The following is a 15,651-nucleotide window of genomic DNA, read 5'->3' on the forward strand; positions in this document are numbered from 1 at the left end:
TTGGCTTCCAGATCAAACATCAAAGACGCATGGCCGGGCAATACCCGGCCATGTATTTAGCTAAACAAAAATTAATATCTAGACTTAGAACTTATACCCAACGGTTACACGTGCTGCGCGACCAGTGCCAGGCACCGCAAAACCACGGTACAAGCCTTCATAATGTGCGGTATTAAATACGTTATACACATTTAGCTGCACGCTCAGATCACGCTGATTCCATTCAGCCATGGCATCCCAACGCACAAAGCTTGGCAAATTCACCACATTATTCAAATCTGTATAGCGTTTACCCATCGCATTGGCGCCACCACCCACTTTCCAGTTGCCATCAATTTGATAGGTTGTCCACAAGTTGGCGGTGTAACGTGGTGCATTATCAGGCATATTGCCTTCTTGCTCTTTCGGTGAAGTTCCTGCCACTTTATCGATCACTGGATCCATCAGCGCGACACCGGCAAAGACTTGCCATTTATCACTGATCCGACCCGCCGCTTCGAGCTCAATACCATCGGTATGGCGCTTACCTGACAAGAGATACGGCTTGATAACACCTTGCTCGATATCAGTTTGGCGCTCATTGGTTTTCACGGTACGGAACAGTGCTGCGCGCAAGGCGAGATCCCCCTCTAGCAGCGTCCATTTAGCACCGATTTCATAATTGGCGTTTTTCTCCGGATCGGTCATCGCACCACGCGGGTCGGTGGAATAAGCCTCTGCCGATGGGTTAAACGAAGTGCCGTAAGAGATATAGTACGATTGCTGCTGATCAGGCTGATAGATCAGGCCGGTACGCCAGCTCCAGACATTATCAGTGCGGCCAGTTGGATCAGCGGCCTTGCTGGCGGTAAAGCTGCGATTTTCGGTTTGTGCCTTAAAGCGATCAAAACGTGCTCCCAGCAGCATTTTCCACTGTGGGTTCAGATCAATCATATCTTGCACATAAAATGCTAGGGTATCGGCGGTTGATTCTGACTCGCCTGTTTTGATTGGCTCGTTACAATTTGGCACACCGCTGGTGATCGGATTGCCAACCGTTGTGCTTGGCAGAGCGCAGCTAGTTTTGCCACCAGCGGCCAGTTGTGTACGTCCAGTACTTAGGAGTTTCTCGCGGGTTAATTCAACCCCAGCTAGCACATTGTGGCGCAGAGTGCCAGTTTCAAAATCCCACAGTAGATCCGTAACGTTTGAGATAATTTCCTGATCACGCTGGCGTAGTTTGCGGCCACGGGTAATGGTCGTTTTATCGCTAAGAGCTTCATTGGTATTGGCAAAGCTAATACCCGGTGCGCTCGCACGCAGATCCAAATCATACTGACCATAACGGGTACTGTTTTTCAGCACCATATTCGGCGCCAATTGGTGCTGCACAATGGCGCTTAGTACGTCGGTTTGCGTTTTTTCGCTATCGAAATCTTTCAAACCATAAAAAGTATCGGCGCGATCAATCGGGGTATCGGTGCCGTGGATTGAGCTACTGCTCGGGCGATTGCTTGATGTCGTTGCCTTGCGGTAATACGGCACACCGTAATCGGGTACGTTGTCTTCTTGGTAATGCAGGTAAGACAAGGTAATTTCGGTCGGCTCGCCAATCCCAAATTTCACACTCGGAGCCACGCCCCAGCGATTCAACTCAGCGCCCTCACGGAAACTACCCGCCTTCTGCCCCATAACCGTCAAACGCGCCGCCGAGCTTTCACCAATTGAGCGATTAAAATCGCCTTCGGCACGGTAATAGCTATCGGTACCAATGGTGGTCGTTAGCTGATTTAAATCGCCACGGAACGGCGCTTTACTAACCTGATTTACAATACCCCCCGTAGAGCCACGGCCATACAACATAGAAGCAGGGCCACGCAGTACTTCAACCGTATCGGTATTAAACGTATCGCGGTTGTATTGCGCAGAATCGCGGAAGTTATCCAAATACAAATCGTTCGATGCCGCAAAACCACGAATCCGCACGCCATCACCACTGGCACCACCTTCAGCAGCATTAAATGTAACGCCAACCGCATTGCGCAGCGCCTCTTTCAAGGTATTTGCATCTTGGTCATGCATCACTTGCTGGGTAATGCTGGTTACCGATTGCGGCACATCCCGTGCATCTTGCTTGGTGCGGCCTACCGAAACGGTCGGCGCCTTATATGTATCCGCAGTACCGTTTTTATTGGCAGCTGGCGCCGTCACCTCAACAGGCGCAAGCACAGCATCAGCCGCCTGCGCACCACCAGCCACAACGCCAAATAACGCTGCCGCCGCCGGGTATTTCGCCAAATGGCGAACGCCTGTTTTCTTTTTATGTATCTCTCTCATGGTCTTCTCTGTGTTGCTACTAGGAAAAATGGGCAAAAAAAAGGCGGGATTAACCCGCCGCGTGTTGGTTAATCAATCAAAATCAAGGCACAGCCGTACCCGCCGTCGAGCTGACGGAGTTAAACAGTCGCCGGCAAATACAGCCGCTAGTCCCTGCTTGATTCATTGACATTCCGTGATTAATCCAATTGCGGCGGCCACCCCGCCCGTTCAAGCGTTTTCGTTGTTGGCCAATCGCGCACTGCAATGGGCCGCGTAAATACAATTTTCGTGAGTGATCACTTAAAGCTAGATCACTTGCTTCCTGCTGTGTTTTCCGCACTGGTCATCAGACCAATCCGCGTCAAACCGGCTCGTTGTGCCGCAGCCATCGTTTGCGCAATCCGTTCGTATTGCACCGTTTTATCCGCATACAAATGCACTTCGGTTAACGGGTCGGTAGCAAATGCCGCAGCAAAGCGCGCATCAAGTGCCTCAGGCTGCACCGGCGTTTGATCATCCAACAAACCACCTTCAGCCTGCAGTGTTAACTTAATTGGCTGTTTAGTTTGCTCAACCACGGCCGCACTCGCCTTAGGCAACTCAACACGAACTGCGTGCGTCATAACCGGCGCAGTCACAATAAACACTACCAACAGCACCAGCATCACATCAACCAATGGCGTGGTGTTAATTTCTGCCATCGGCGCCGCATCTTGCGAGGAAAAACTACCGAACGCCATGACCACCCTCCGTCAGCAATTGGGCATGCAAGTCATGGGTAAAGCCATCAAGCTCTTGCGCAAACCGGCGGTTGGTACGAATGAACGCGTTGTAGGCAATCACAGCGGGGATTGCTACCGCCAAGCCTGCAGCGGTGGCCACCAATGCCTCACCAATCGGCGCAGCGACCGTGGCCAGTGATGCATTACCCGCCGTCGCGATACCGACCAAAGCGTGATAGATACCCCACACCGTGCCAAATAAACCAATAAAGGGTGATACCGACCCCGTCGTGGCCAACCAAGTCAGGCCACGCTCCATCTTGGCGGTCTCTTGGCTCAGTTTGGTGCGCAGATTACGCACCAGATAATCATCCAGCGACACGGCCTTGCCCAAACCACCACCTTCGTGCGCGCGGTAATGGCGCAAACTATCGGCACCGGCACGAGCGAGCTTTGCAGCGGGTGCCTGATGACGCTCCGCCAAGCCCAGCGCCTCTTGCCAATCACCCGCCTCCCAGAATGAGGCCATGAATTTTTGCTGATGGCGCTTCATCACCCACAACAAACGTGAACGCGCAATAATCACCACCCAGCTCACCACCGACATCAACACCAGCAAGCCAAACACCGACTGCAAAATCGGATCGCCCGAATGCAAAACCAGAGACAAATCCATCACTTATCCTTACGACTTCTTGATTGAAAAATTAACCGGCACTACCACTGAACCTGCCACCGGCTCATCACCCCGCTTGGCCGGCACAAAGCGCCAGCGCTGCACGGTGCTTTGTGCCACCGCATCGAGCCGCGCAAAACCGCTGCTTTTATGTAATTCGATTTTTTCCGGCAAACCTGCTGCGTTCACCTGTACCCGCAGATACACCACGCCTTGCTCATTCAACGCCAAAGACGCTGGCGGATATGGCGGCTTGGGGTTGCTCAGGTAATTGGCATGAAAACTCGGTGCACTGAGTACGGGTTCGACTTGTTTGCTCTGCCCCTCTTGCCCACCGCTCGGATTAACGGCAGCCTCATTACTTGTTTTTGCCTCACCACGCAGTGGCTCGTCACGCTGTGCGCTGTTTTTTGCCGCAGCGACTTCCAGTGTTGCCGCACGATCCGGCGTTTCAGGCTGGAGTTGCGTAGTTTTAATCTGCGTAGACTTAGCCACACGTTCCTGAACCTTCTGTCGCACTTCTTTGATTTTTTGCCGCACTTTCGGTAGCGGCTTCTGCTCTTGGACTTGCGGCTCAGCTTGGCGCGGCCCCATTGCCAGCGGCATGGCCTGCATAAAAATCGGTTCGGTTGGTGCACTTGGCCGCGAATGCTGGCTTAGCTGATAAAACAGCGCACAATGCACACCGATTACCGCGATCAATGTAAATTTGTTATCGAGAATCATTCGCACATATTACTGATAACCATTCCCATTTGCAACAAAACAATGGTATTTTTTCATTGCTTAGCCGTGCTTTTTACACTTCAACCCAACAAAATTCGCCATAGCAAAGCACAATACCCGGCATGGTATACACACATAAATCAATTAATTAAATAGATTCGCGGATATACATCCAATTAATCCGGTTGCAATAAGCGCTGACGCGCCGAATCAACTAAGCGCCGCGATAAACGCTCCAACCGCGGCGGCTGAACCTTCCAGTGATGCCAATACAGCATCACATCTGTGGGCTTCTGTGGAGCAACATCGATTAATTCACCGCTCCCAATCAAGGGATCGGCCTGCAAATGCGGCACCATGCCATAGCCCAGCCCCAGTAAAATCGACTGCAAATAAGGCTCGCTAGCCGGGACATGATGCTCTGGGTACGCACCAGGACGCAGGCCAAATAGTTGCAACAAAAAATTCGATTGCAATGCATCTTTGCGGTTAAACACCATAACCGGCGCTAATCGCGCCGCTTCGCGCTCATAACCATGGGCAAACCATCGTTGATAGAACGCCGGTGAAGCCAACATTCGGTAGCGCAAAATACCCAGTTGATGCACGACGCAGCCCTGCATTGGATGAGGCTCGGCCGATACACACGCCAAAGCCTGACCTTCCTGCATTAAGCTGTAGGTATGGTCTTGATCGTCCACAATCAGGCTAATCAACACGTTTTCCGTGATCAAAAACTCACTCAAGGCAGGCAGAAGCCAAGTGCTCAAGGTGTCTGCATTAACCGCCAATGGCACAGCCAGCGGCGCGCTGGCCTCACCAGAAAAGCCGGCCAAAAAATCTTGCTCCAGTAGCCGCGCTCGGCGCAAATACTGTAATAACTGCTGACCAGCCAGCGTGGCACGGCATGGGCGGGAGCGCACCAGCAAAGGTGTACCCAACGCAGTTTCTAGCTGCCTAACCCGCTGCGAGATAGCCGAAGGAGTCAGATGCAGAGCTAGTGCGGCCTGCTCAAAACTGCCACTATCCACCACGGCCAATAGCGCTTCTGCCTGCCGATGATCGAATTGCATCGCACACCTAAATTAAGTATTTTTAATGATCAACAAGATAATTTAAATATTCTTTATTTAGCAAGCATAACTTTGGACAATCAATCATCATAAATCGATTGATCACGAGCATTTAACATGAACAGCAGTGTGTTTTTCCAAGGTATGGCATTGTGCGCCAGCCTGATCATGGCCATCGGCGCGCAAAATGCCTTTGTATTGCGTCAGGGTATTTCCCGTCAGCATCTATTTGTTGCGGCAATCACCTGCGTGACTTGTGATTTCCTGCTGATGTCGGCAGGAGTATTGGGAATGGGCAAAATGCTGCAAACCCTGCCCCAGCTCGAAGTTTGGATGGCACTGGCCGGCGCTGCCTTTGTATTCTGGTTCGGCTGGCAATCATTACAAAAGGCCATCAATCCCAGTGCGATGAGCATAGATACCAGCCAAAGTGAAGCGAAAACCGCCAAACATGTCGCCATTGCCGCGCTGGGGTTTTCTGTACTGAATCCCCACGCAATTCTGGATACTGTCGTTTTAGTCGGCGGCATCGGTGCGCAACAACCAAGCAGCCACCAACCAATGTTTTTATTGGGCGCGGTCAGCTTCTCCGCGCTGTGGTTTTTTTCCTTGGCTTATGGGGCCAGCAAACTAGCCCCATTGTTTGCCAAACCAACGGCTTGGCGCATTCTGGATGGCCTTATTGCACTAATGATGGTGGCGATTGGTGTTTCCTTATTAAAAATGAGCGGCGTCTTGCTTGCCTAGATTTTAGGCAATCCAAATTTAATTAAATAAAACAGTTGATTAGCCAACTCATCCACAGCTTATTCATACAGCTATGCCAATAAAGCGGGGAAAACCTCATCGATTAGTTGGCTACCGCTCATTTTTGCAGCAACGGCGCCACCTCCTGTTGCATCAAACACTTAAAGCACTTACCCACAGCTGTGAGCCTTGTTATCCACGAAAAAGGTGGATAACAAGCAGCTGCGGTACAAATGCCTTGAACTCAATGGTGGACTAAGCCACAATCAGACGTATACCGCTGCAGCGCCATTCAAGCTGGCATACAGCCCCATACCCCCTAGCTAGCCCTAATCGAGCGCCTCTATGAATATCGAAAAAGTCATTTTTGGTTTTTTTATTTTATTGGCCTTCACACTGAACTTTGGCTTTGTGCTTGGGCAAATCGATGTCCCGCACCAGCATGATGTTTTTGAGCTCTTTGCAGCTATCGTCATCAATTTCATCGCCACCGCACTAAAATTTGGCGACCGCACTCAAGTTGGCGCATTACACTTGGCCACGAGTTTGGTGGCCGATTTGCAGCTCGTCACCGCGGCCTTGATCTGGGGACACGCAGAATACGTCAGCGGCACCGGCATGACGCCCGGCGTGACTTCAATGGTGGTGTCATTTGCGGCAGGCGCACTAGCCGCCAATTTGGTGTCGGTCGTGCTACTGATCGGCGAAACTCTGCAACACCGCCGCTGATATGGACGGCATTTTCTTTTTGATGTTGCGGCGCTTGCGAGCGCCCATCATCATGCTAATCAGTATTTATGCCATTGCCGTGCTTGGGCTGGTATTAATTCCCGGCATCGATGGCAATGGCAAGCCATACCACATCGACTTCTTTCACGCTTTTTATTTTATTAGCTACACCGCCACTTCAATCGGTTTTGGTGAAATACCACATCCATTTACTTACCAGCAGCGCCTATGGGTGCTGCTGTGCATTTATCTGGCGGTAACTGGCTGGGCATATGCGATTGGTTCAATTTTTGGATTAATGCGTGATGAATCGCTGCGCAAAGCAATTGCCCATGCGCGCTTCGGGCGCAAAGTACGCCGCATCAGCGAGCCTTTCTATTTAATTTGCGGTTACGGACAAACGGCGCGGATTTTATGCAAAGTGCTGGATGATCTGGATATTCGCTTTGTCATTCTAGAGCTGCGTGAAGAGCGAATTAACGACATTGCTTTGGCCAATTTTCATTACGATACGCCAAGTTTTGCAGGTGATGCGGCCAACCCCGAGCTCCTTAAAATCGCCGGCATTGAACACCCGCACTGCATTGGCATCGTAGGTATTACCGGCAATGAAGAGGCCAATCTAGCCATCGCGATTAGCGCCTATGTACTACGGCCACAGATACTATCCATTTGTCGCAGCCGCAACCGCTCCGTGGCCGAAAACATGGCCTCCTTTGGCACCAATAAAGTCATCAATTTATTTGAAACCGTTGGGCGAAAATTCGCCCGGCGCTTACAACAACCCAATGTGGCCCAGCTTTGCGATGTATTGGCTGATTTTCCGGGCAACCCAATCGCAACGGAGCCCCAACCGCCAGTTGGGCATTGGGTCATTGTTGGCTTTGGACGATTTGGCGCTGCTGTGTATCAGGCGTTGTTAGCGGCAGGCTGCAGCGTGACCGTGATAGACCCAGAGCCGCAAGCGCAACTACCGCCAGATTGTTTTATTCATGCCCTAGGTGTGGATGCGGCCTCATTGAAACAAGCAGGTATCGAGCATGCCGTTGGTTTGCTGGTGAGCCACGATAATGATGCCAATAATCTTTCTGCACTGGCCACTGCACGGGAAATTAACCCGCAGCTATTCACAGTAGCGCGCCAAAACCTAACCCATAATCACATCCTGTTTACTGCCTTTAAACCTAATATCACGTCGATTCGGGCACAAATTATTGCGCACGAATGCCTACGCGCGATGGAGAACCCATTATTGGCCGATGCAATGGCGCTAATTAGTCAGCAATCTGAAGCTTGGGCCGCGCAATTACTCCCACAATTGCTTGAACTTTGTAAAGGGAAAGTGCCAGAAATCTGGCGCATCCAATTTAACGCCCGCAACGCCTCTGCCGTGCATGCCATGCTGGCCCAACCCCTTCCGCCGCTGCGTATTGAGCATTACACCCACGATGCGCTGAATCATGGCGATTCATTGCGCTGCCTAGCCTTGCTGCACCGCCATGCAGGCACAGACACATTGCTGCCAACTGGCGATACGCCGCTGTATTTTGGTGACGAGCTCTTATTTATTGGTAATCACCACGCGCGGCTAGCGCACACTGCAGTACAAGAGAGCATTAGCTTGCTCGATTACATTCGCACCGGCCAAGAGCAGCCGCAAAGCTGGCTATTCCGCCGAATCGCACAATATCGACAAGACCAGAAAAACCCACCGCTTAGCATCGCCGAACAAGGAGCTGATTAAATTTTAATCAGTTTAATATTTTCCTTTTGATACAATTAGTTAATTAGATTATCCACATCTTACCCAAGTAGCTATCCTGCAAATTCGGGAGTAATTCCCAAACGGCGGCAATATAGCCCACGGATTGAATATTTCCAGCCAGCAACACAAATAGATAGCCAAATTGTGGGCAAAAAGCAAAAATCCGGCCTTTATTTGCCCATTTTTTAATCAATCCAATTTTATTCAATCAATACAGCCAGTTAATCGGCTTATCCACAACTTACCCCATTAGCTATCCTGCTTGAATGGGAATAAGCCGTTTATTCGCGCCACAATAGCCTAAATTTTAAGCATTACAAGAAAAATCCATTAAGACAGCCATTTAGCGCGTTTACCCACAGGCTATACATTTTCTTATGCACGCTAAATGTGTACGAAGGCCTAATCCAGTGGAAAACAAACTGTTGAACAATAAAAAAGGCACTCAAGTGAGTGCCTTTTGCTAAATTCATCACTGAAAGCCATCAAAGCAGATGACGTGGCTCGCCGCGCAAAAAAGCCGCCACATTATCAATCAACTGGTCGGCCAGCGTTTGCATGGTTTCAACACTGGCCCAGGCTACATGCGGCGTGACAATCAGATTGGGTAAATCAGCCAGCAACAGCGGAGCACCAGCCCGTGGCGGCTCAGTCAGCAGCACATCCAAGCCCGCGCCAGCGATCACGCCGGCTTGCAATGCCGCAAGCAAAGCCGCTTCATCAATCAGCCCGCCGCGCGCAGTATTGAGCACGATCGCGCTACGTTTCATTTGTGCCAGTTCGGCTGCACCAATCAAATTGCGGGTTTGCTCGTTAAGCGGGCAATGTAGGCTGATCACATCGGCAGTTTGTAAGGCCGCTTCCCAGCTTAAATATCCAGCCCGCACACTGCTAGCGCCTTTGCGCTCAACAAAAAAGGTCTGCATGCCAAATGCTTGCGCCAGTTTGGCCGTTGCCTGCCCCAGCGCGCCCGAGCCAATTACCGCCATCCGGCTACCCGCCAAGTCGTGCATAGCTTCGGCTGGCGTGCGTGCAAACAGGCAAAAGCCCGGCGCGTTTTGCCATTCACCCGCTTGCACCCGCTGGCGATACACCAGCAACTGGCGACGCAAGGCGAGCAATAACATTAGGGTATGTTCCGCTACGCCATGAATGGCATAGTCTCGGATATTACACACCCCCACCCTATATTCGCGGGCGGCGGCCATATCAATGATGTTGTAGCCCGTGGCCGCTACTGCGATCAGTTTTAGCTCTGGCAAAGCAGCCAGCATCTCGCGCGTAATTGGCACTTTATTGGTAATCGCCACCGTCGCGCCTTGCAAGCGCTCGATGACTTGCTCGGGCGCGGTTTGTGGATAGCTTTGCCAGCGATGCGGCACATCCAGCGGCTTGAGCGGAACGGGTAAGGTGTTTTGGTCAAGAAATACTATTAAATCGGGCTGAGTCATGGGTTTTCCGTCTTCAAATATTGCTGCGCAAACGCTTGCAGCGCTTGGCTAAATAATTGCGCCGGGCGCGTCTGGCGCGCCCAGTGGTGCCAAAACAGCGGCGTGGCATGCGCAAACGCGGGCAGCGCCAGCAATTGCCCACTCGCCAGCGCGGCGGCCGCTTGCTGATGCGGCACCACGGCATAGGCCACGCCCGCAACAGCGGCGGCATACAAAGCATTACTTTCCGGAATCACATGACAGGGGTATTGCCCTTCAAGCAAGCCCCAGCGCTCGCGCAGCAAACGCCGATGTAGGCTGTCTTTGCGCGAAAACACTGCGGCGGGAGCTTGTATCAATTGCGGCAACCAATCAGGCGAGGCTGGGCTAGCCGCTAAATACTGCGCAACAAATTGCGGCGTGGCGACCCCGATATATTGCATACTACCCAGTGGTAATACGCCACAGCCAGCAACTGCAATGGGCTGCGTACTAATACATCCAGACACCTCCCCCGAGCGCAGCAAATCAAGCGTATAGGCCTCGTCATCAACCACGCATTCGAGCAACAAACGTTGCTCGGCCAACACCGGCGCCAAGGCAGCCAGCAAGCCCAAGGCCAAACTGTCGGCATTGACCCCCACCGACAGCGTGAGCCATTCGCCAACATTATTTTGCTGCGCCACCTGCTCGGCCAGCTCGCCTTCCAGTGCGCGGACCTGCCGCACATGCGCCAGTAGTTTTTCACCTGTTTGCGTCGCACACAAAGGGTTTTCACGCCGCAGCAATACTTCGCCGTGTCGCTCTTCGAGCTGGCGAATCCGCTGCGAAATTGCGGAGGGCGTTAAGTGCAGACGTTTGGCAGCCGCATCAAAACTGCCACAGCGCAATACCATATCCAGTGCTTCAAGAAGTTTGTAATCAAACATAATTCATCAGCCCAACCGCCAACTGCATCGCTACCCAGTCACGGTCAGGCGGGCATCCTTTAGCCAAATTGCATGAGGGCAAGAATTTATCGTTTTACCATGTTTACGGGCTCTGTTTGAATAGCTACATCAAAAAACGACTTCATCAACGAGCCCACATCATGAAACCACTGAATGGCGCGCAAGTCGCGCAAATCGCCCAGCAATTTGGCACCCCAGTCTGGACTTATGACGCCGCCACGATTCGCGAGCGGATTAGCCAGCTCAAAATGTTCGACACGATTCGTTTTGCGCAAAAAGCCAACTCGAATATCCATATCCTGCGTCTGATGCGCGAGCAAGGCGTTAAAGTCGATTCAGTATCATTGGGTGAAATCGAGCGCGCCGTGGCAGCGGGATTCGCCACCGGAGCAGGCAGCGACGATATTGTGTTTACCGCCGATTTGCTCGATCGCGCCACACTGGCACGCGTAGTCGAGCTGGATATTCAAGTGAACTGCGGCAGCCCGCAAATGCTGGAACAACTGGGCCAAGCCCACCCCGGCCATCGAGTATGGTTGCGCGTAAACCCCGGTTTTGGTCACGGCCACAGCCAGAAAACCAACACCGGCGGCGAGCAAAGCAAACACGGTATCTGGCACGAGCAAATTCCTGAAGCGCTGGCGCTGATTAACCAATACAACCTGGAACTCGTCGGTCTGCATATGCACATTGGCTCGGGCGTGGATTACAGCCATTTGCAAGAAGTCTGCGCTGCGATGGTGGCACAGGTGAAAGAATCTGGCCGTGATATTCAGGCAATTTCGGCCGGTGGCGGCCTATCCATCCCGTATCGCGTTGGCGGTGAAACCATCGACACCGCGCATTATTTCAGCCTGTGGGATGCGGCGCGCAATGAAATTGCCGCGCATCTGGGTCACCCTGTTCATTTAGAAATTGAGCCGGGCCGTTTCCTCGTCGCCGAAAGCGGCAAATTGATTACTGAAGTGCGCGCCAAAAAAGACGTCGGCAGCAATCATTTTGTACTGGTTGACGCAGGCTTTTCTGATCTGATGCGTCCAGCGATGTACGGCAGTTTCCATGAAATCAGCGTATTGCGCGCGGATGGTTCTGCAGCAGGTGGCAACACACGCGGCACAGTGCTAGCCGGCCCATTATGCGAATCGGGCGATGTATTCACGCAAGAAGAAGGTGGCGTAGTCACGCCACGCGAATTGCCCACCTGCGAAATCGGGGACTGGGTGGTGCTGCACGATACCGGCGCGTATGGCGCCAGCATGTCGAGTAACTACAATACCCGCCCGCTGATCGCCGAAGTAATGATTAATGCCGAGCAAGTCAAGCAAATCCGCCGCCGCCAAACCGTCGCCGAATTGCTGGCGCTGGAAAACTAAGCTCAGCAAAATGCAGCAGGAAAAACCACAAGCCAATTAATTAACAGCGCGGTGGTATTCATTTCAAATAAAATGGCTTGCACAGTTTGCAAGCCATTTTTATTGCGCTTAGCGCAGCCATTGTGCTGATCGAGGCAATGCGGAGAATAAAATGAATACCAACATTATTACCATTGGCACTTATGGCACGCTGGTCGCCGCCTCATTAGTTTTGCTCTTTGGCCGCGTACTAGTCGAGAAAACTGCGCCGCTCAAGGCCTTTACCATTCCCGAGCCAGTGGCGGGCGGTCTCGTCGTCGCGCTACTGATGCTACTAGCACAGCAAGTGGCCGGAGTTAGCGTGAAATTTGATACCAGCATTCAAACCCCGTTGATGCTGGCGTTTTTTGCCACCATTGGTCTATCCGCCAATCTGGCCAGCCTGCGCGCGGGTGGCAGCGTAATGGTGAAATTTCTATTTGTGGTGCTTGGCCTGCTGCTGATGCAAAACATCATCGGCATTAGCTTAGCCAACTTACTCGGGCTCAATAGTCATCTAGGCCTACTCGCAGGCTCGATTACCTTATCGGGTGGCCATGGCACTGGGGCTGCATGGAGCAAAGTCTTTACCGAACAATTTGGCATTACCGGTGCCACCGAGCTAGCCATGGCCTGCGCGACGTTTGGTTTGGTATTGGGTGGTTTAATTGGTGGGCCGGTGGCCAAAATTTTGCTAAAAAAAGTGACCGCACCCGGCGCAGAACACAATCAAGACCGCGACCCAAGCATGTTTGAAGAACCGCAAGCCACTCGGCTGATTACGGTGAATTCTTTCATCGAATCACTGGCTCTGATTGTACTGAGCTTGGCGGGCGGCCATATGCTAGCCGAAGCGCTAGCAGGAACTGCATTCGAACTGCCGACTTTTGTCTGCGTGCTATTCAATGGCGTGTTACTGCGCAATATCCTGTCTGGCTTGGGCTGGTATGAAGTGTTTGATCGCGAAATTTCGGTGTTGGGCAATGTGAGCTTGGCGCTGTTTTTGGCGATGGCATTGATGAGCTTACGCCTGTGGGAGCTGGCCAATTTGGCGCTGCCGATGCTATTGATTTTGATCGTACAAGCCGGTGCCATGGCCGCTTACGCCATATTTGTCACTTTCCGTGTGATGGGTAAAAACTATGATGCAGTGGTACTGGCAGCAGGCCATTGCGGCTTTGGCTTGGGCGCAACCCCAACTGCGATTGCAAATATGCAGGCAGTTACTCATCGCTTTGGCCCATCGCATTTGGCCTTTATTGTTGTACCCATGGTTGGCGCATTTTTCATCGATATTGCAAATGCGATCATTATTAAATTATTTATGGCCTTGCCGATTTTTTAATTCACCAGGCATATCCCCATACACTAATCAATAAATGCGCGTTAGCACTATACCGTTAAGAGAAAATACTATGAGTCAGGTTCATATTTATGTGGCAACTGGTTTTGAAGAAGTGGAACTCATTACGGTGGCCGATATTTTGCGTCGCAGCGAAATCCCAACTCAGCTTATCTCGCTCAACGAACAGCTCAATGTGGTGGGCGCACATGCCATCTCTATCTGCGCAGATTTACCATTTAGTGCAGCCTCGGACCAACCCGAACTGATTATCTTGCCCGGTGGCGGCCCGGGCACGCAAGCCATGTTACAACATCACCCATTGCACCAGCGCTTAATTAGTCAAATTGATGCGGGTAAACGCCTTGCTGCCATTTGCGCAGCGCCGATGGTGTTGGCACAGATTGGTTTATTAGCCAATAAAAACGCCTGCTGCTTTCCCGGCTGTGAAGCCCAGCTTCTGGCTGGACAAGCCCAAATTACGGCCTTTAATGTCGTCACCGACGGCCTTATCACCACCTCCCGTGGCCCCGCGACAGCAGCGCTTTTTGCGTTAGAGTTAGTTCGTCAATTGAAAGATGATGCGACCGCACAGCAGGTTGGCAAAGCCATGCTTTACCTATGAAAGCACAATACCCACACACGTATTTCACCAAAATCAAATTAGTTACTTAATCACAAAGGGATACCCCCCAAAAATCCACCCCAAAGGCCTTACAGCACACTGGAACAAGTTGATTTGATGGAGATGTTATAATGCCAAGATACTTGAAATACTCTGCGGCATATCTTCATGAATAGCACTTCATCAATCAGCCAGCTTTCAACTGAATCGCTGGACACTGCGCTTACGCTACTTCGGGCTGGCCAGTTGGTTGGCATTCCGACCGAAACTGTCTATGGGCTAGCAGCCGACGCAAGTCAGCCCGCAGCAGTGGCTAAAATTTTCGCGACCAAAGGTCGTCCAGCTGATCACCCCGTCATCGTGCACATTGCAGGCGCCGCACAATTAGAACACTGGGCACAAAATATCCCTGATGAAGCCTATTTATTAGCCGAGCATTTCTGGCCAGGGCCACTCACGCTGATTTTGGAGCGTCAGCCCCACGTATCAGACGCTGTAACTGGCGGGCAAAACACTGTTGGGCTGCGTGCACCAGCACACCCGCTAACTCACCAACTGTTGCAACAATTCGGCGGCGGCCTCGCGGCGCCAAGCGCCAATCAATTTGGCCACGTCAGCCCCACAACAGCAGCCCATGTCCGTAGCGAATTTAGCCCAGAGGTTTTGCAATTAGTCCTTGATGGCGGCCCCTGCGAAGTGGGGGTTGAATCAACGATAGTGAGCTTAGTAGGCGAAAAACCGAAATTATTACGCCCAGGCGGCGTTTCCCGCGAAGCGATCGAAGCGGTGTTGGGCGATGATCTAGAGCACCATACCAATCAACACAGCGCCAAACAGCGCGTCTCTGGTCTGCTTGATTCGCACTACGCACCGCGCACCCCACTCATCACCGGCAACTGGCCAGCAGTTTTAGAGCAAGCACAGCAACGACAGGCACAGGGTCAAAGGGTGATCATTATCACCGCCGAAGCACGGGGAGATGAAACAAAACTTCCACTGCACCTAATGCCTGCTAACAGTGATAAATACGCACAAGCACTGTATGCCACGCTTAGATCACTGGACTTAGCCGATTACGATGCATTATTGCTAGAGCTACCGCCCAGCACCAGCGAATGGCTAGCAGTTCAAGACCGATTGCAACGTGCAGCACATCACAAGTTGTATTAAGCAATTA

General features: G+C 51.8%; 15 protein-coding genes. 7 read left to right on the plus strand and 8 right to left on the minus strand.

What is annotated here, in order from left to right; all coding sequences use genetic code 11:
- Positions 1-84: 84 nt before the first annotated feature.
- From HZU75_RS00685 to HZU75_RS00705, 5 genes are all read right to left on the minus strand, one after another.
- Complete coding sequence (locus tag HZU75_RS00685; protein WP_180307315.1) at positions 85-2,316, minus strand: TonB-dependent receptor; 2,232 nt, start codon at positions 2,314-2,316, stop codon at positions 85-87.
- A 293-nt stretch (positions 2,317-2,609) separates the two neighbouring features.
- Positions 2,610-3,038, minus strand: coding sequence for an ExbD/TolR family protein (locus HZU75_RS00690; protein ID WP_180307316.1), 429 nt, complete (start codon positions 3,036-3,038; stop codon positions 2,610-2,612).
- Entirely contained in the window at positions 3,025-3,696 is a 672-nt protein-coding gene (locus HZU75_RS00695; protein ID WP_180307317.1) for a MotA/TolQ/ExbB proton channel family protein, read from the minus strand. Before HZU75_RS00695 ends, HZU75_RS00690 begins: the two co-directional genes overlap by 14 nt.
- A 9-nt stretch (positions 3,697-3,705) precedes the next feature.
- A complete protein-coding gene (locus tag HZU75_RS00700) occupies positions 3,706-4,422 on the minus strand; it encodes an energy transducer TonB (RefSeq protein ID WP_180307318.1) in 717 nt (238 codons plus the stop codon).
- Positions 4,423-4,598: 176 nt separating this feature from the next.
- Positions 4,599-5,495: a LysR family transcriptional regulator ArgP gene (locus HZU75_RS00705; protein WP_180307319.1), complete on the minus strand. Its 897-nt coding sequence runs from the start codon at positions 5,493-5,495 to the stop codon at positions 4,599-4,601.
- Positions 5,496-5,612: 117 nt separating this feature from the next.
- On the opposite strand from HZU75_RS00705, the gene HZU75_RS00710 reads away from it, so the two are divergent.
- The 3 genes from HZU75_RS00710 (at position 5,613) to HZU75_RS00720 (ending at position 8,715) form a co-directional block, all read left to right on the plus strand.
- Positions 5,613-6,242 (plus strand): LysE/ArgO family amino acid transporter, encoded by a 630-nt coding sequence (locus HZU75_RS00710; protein ID WP_180307320.1) that lies wholly within the window; start codon positions 5,613-5,615, stop codon positions 6,240-6,242.
- Between the two features lie 345 nt (positions 6,243-6,587).
- Positions 6,588-6,971, plus strand: coding sequence for a DUF6394 family protein (locus tag HZU75_RS00715; RefSeq protein WP_180307321.1), 384 nt, complete (start codon positions 6,588-6,590; stop codon positions 6,969-6,971).
- A 1-nt stretch (position 6,972) separates the two neighbouring features.
- The gene (locus tag HZU75_RS00720; protein ID WP_180307322.1) at positions 6,973-8,715 is read left to right on the plus strand and encodes a potassium channel family protein; all 1,743 of its coding nucleotides are present in this window, start codon (positions 6,973-6,975) and stop codon (positions 8,713-8,715) included.
- A gap of 43 nt (positions 8,716-8,758) precedes the next feature.
- Here the strand turns inward: HZU75_RS00720 and HZU75_RS00725 are convergent, their stop codons facing one another.
- From HZU75_RS00725 to HZU75_RS00735, 3 genes are all read right to left on the minus strand, one after another.
- Positions 8,759-8,944, minus strand: a complete 186-nt coding sequence (locus tag HZU75_RS00725) for a hypothetical protein (RefSeq protein ID WP_180307323.1) — start codon at positions 8,942-8,944, stop codon at positions 8,759-8,761.
- A 277-nt stretch (positions 8,945-9,221) separates the two neighbouring features.
- Positions 9,222-10,187 (minus strand): D-2-hydroxyacid dehydrogenase, encoded by a 966-nt coding sequence (locus HZU75_RS00730; protein WP_180307324.1) that lies wholly within the window; start codon positions 10,185-10,187, stop codon positions 9,222-9,224.
- Entirely contained in the window at positions 10,184-11,095 is a 912-nt protein-coding gene (locus HZU75_RS00735; RefSeq protein WP_180307325.1) for an ArgP/LysG family DNA-binding transcriptional regulator, read from the minus strand. The genes HZU75_RS00730 and HZU75_RS00735 overlap by 4 nt, the downstream gene beginning before the upstream one ends.
- Positions 11,096-11,256: 161 nt before the next feature.
- Here HZU75_RS00735 and lysA point away from each other — a divergent pair, with 161 nt between their 5' ends.
- The 4 genes from lysA (at position 11,257) to HZU75_RS00755 (ending at position 15,644) form a co-directional block, all read left to right on the plus strand.
- A complete protein-coding gene (gene lysA, locus HZU75_RS00740; protein WP_180307326.1) occupies positions 11,257-12,489 on the plus strand; it encodes a diaminopimelate decarboxylase in 1,233 nt (410 codons plus the stop codon).
- A 151-nt stretch (positions 12,490-12,640) separates the two neighbouring features.
- Positions 12,641-13,852, plus strand: a complete 1,212-nt coding sequence (gltS, locus tag HZU75_RS00745) for a sodium/glutamate symporter (protein ID WP_228028137.1) — start codon at positions 12,641-12,643, stop codon at positions 13,850-13,852.
- A gap of 70 nt (positions 13,853-13,922) precedes the next feature.
- Complete coding sequence (locus HZU75_RS00750; RefSeq protein ID WP_180307327.1) at positions 13,923-14,474, plus strand: DJ-1 family glyoxalase III; 552 nt, start codon at positions 13,923-13,925, stop codon at positions 14,472-14,474.
- Between the two features lie 168 nt (positions 14,475-14,642).
- Positions 14,643-15,644 carry an L-threonylcarbamoyladenylate synthase gene (locus HZU75_RS00755; RefSeq protein WP_180307328.1) on the plus strand — a complete coding sequence of 334 codons (1,002 nt, stop codon included), beginning with the start codon at positions 14,643-14,645 and terminating at the stop codon, positions 15,642-15,644.
- Positions 15,645-15,651 lie beyond the last annotated feature (7 nt).

It is taken from the genome of Chitinibacter fontanus (genome assembly GCF_013423785.1).
Classification (GTDB): domain Bacteria; phylum Pseudomonadota; class Gammaproteobacteria; order Burkholderiales; family Chitinibacteraceae; genus Chitinibacter; species Chitinibacter fontanus.

Coding starts and splice junctions, on each gene's coding strand:
- HZU75_RS00685 (WP_180307315.1), bottom strand. CDS start 2,316: ATGAGAGAGATACATAAAAAGAAAACAGGCGTTCGCCATTTGGCGAAA.
- HZU75_RS00690 (WP_180307316.1), bottom strand. CDS start 3,038: ATGGCGTTCGGTAGTTTTTCCTCGCAAGATGCGGCGCCGATGGCAGAA.
- HZU75_RS00695 (WP_180307317.1), bottom strand. CDS start 3,696: ATGGATTTGTCTCTGGTTTTGCATTCGGGCGATCCGATTTTGCAGTCG.
- HZU75_RS00700 (WP_180307318.1), bottom strand. CDS start 4,422: ATGATTCTCGATAACAAATTTACATTGATCGCGGTAATCGGTGTGCAT.
- HZU75_RS00705 (WP_180307319.1), bottom strand. CDS start 5,495: ATGCAATTCGATCATCGGCAGGCAGAAGCGCTATTGGCCGTGGTGGAT.
- HZU75_RS00710 (WP_180307320.1), top strand. CDS start 5,613: ATGAACAGCAGTGTGTTTTTCCAAGGTATGGCATTGTGCGCCAGCCTG.
- HZU75_RS00715 (WP_180307321.1), top strand. CDS start 6,588: ATGAATATCGAAAAAGTCATTTTTGGTTTTTTTATTTTATTGGCCTTC.
- HZU75_RS00720 (WP_180307322.1), top strand. CDS start 6,973: ATGGACGGCATTTTCTTTTTGATGTTGCGGCGCTTGCGAGCGCCCATC.
- HZU75_RS00730 (WP_180307324.1), bottom strand. CDS start 10,187: ATGACTCAGCCCGATTTAATAGTATTTCTTGACCAAAACACCTTACCC.
- HZU75_RS00735 (WP_180307325.1), bottom strand. CDS start 11,095: ATGTTTGATTACAAACTTCTTGAAGCACTGGATATGGTATTGCGCTGT.
- lysA (WP_180307326.1), top strand. CDS start 11,257: ATGAAACCACTGAATGGCGCGCAAGTCGCGCAAATCGCCCAGCAATTT.
- gltS (WP_228028137.1), top strand. CDS start 12,641: ATGAATACCAACATTATTACCATTGGCACTTATGGCACGCTGGTCGCC.
- HZU75_RS00750 (WP_180307327.1), top strand. CDS start 13,923: ATGAGTCAGGTTCATATTTATGTGGCAACTGGTTTTGAAGAAGTGGAA.
- HZU75_RS00755 (WP_180307328.1), top strand. CDS start 14,643: ATGAATAGCACTTCATCAATCAGCCAGCTTTCAACTGAATCGCTGGAC.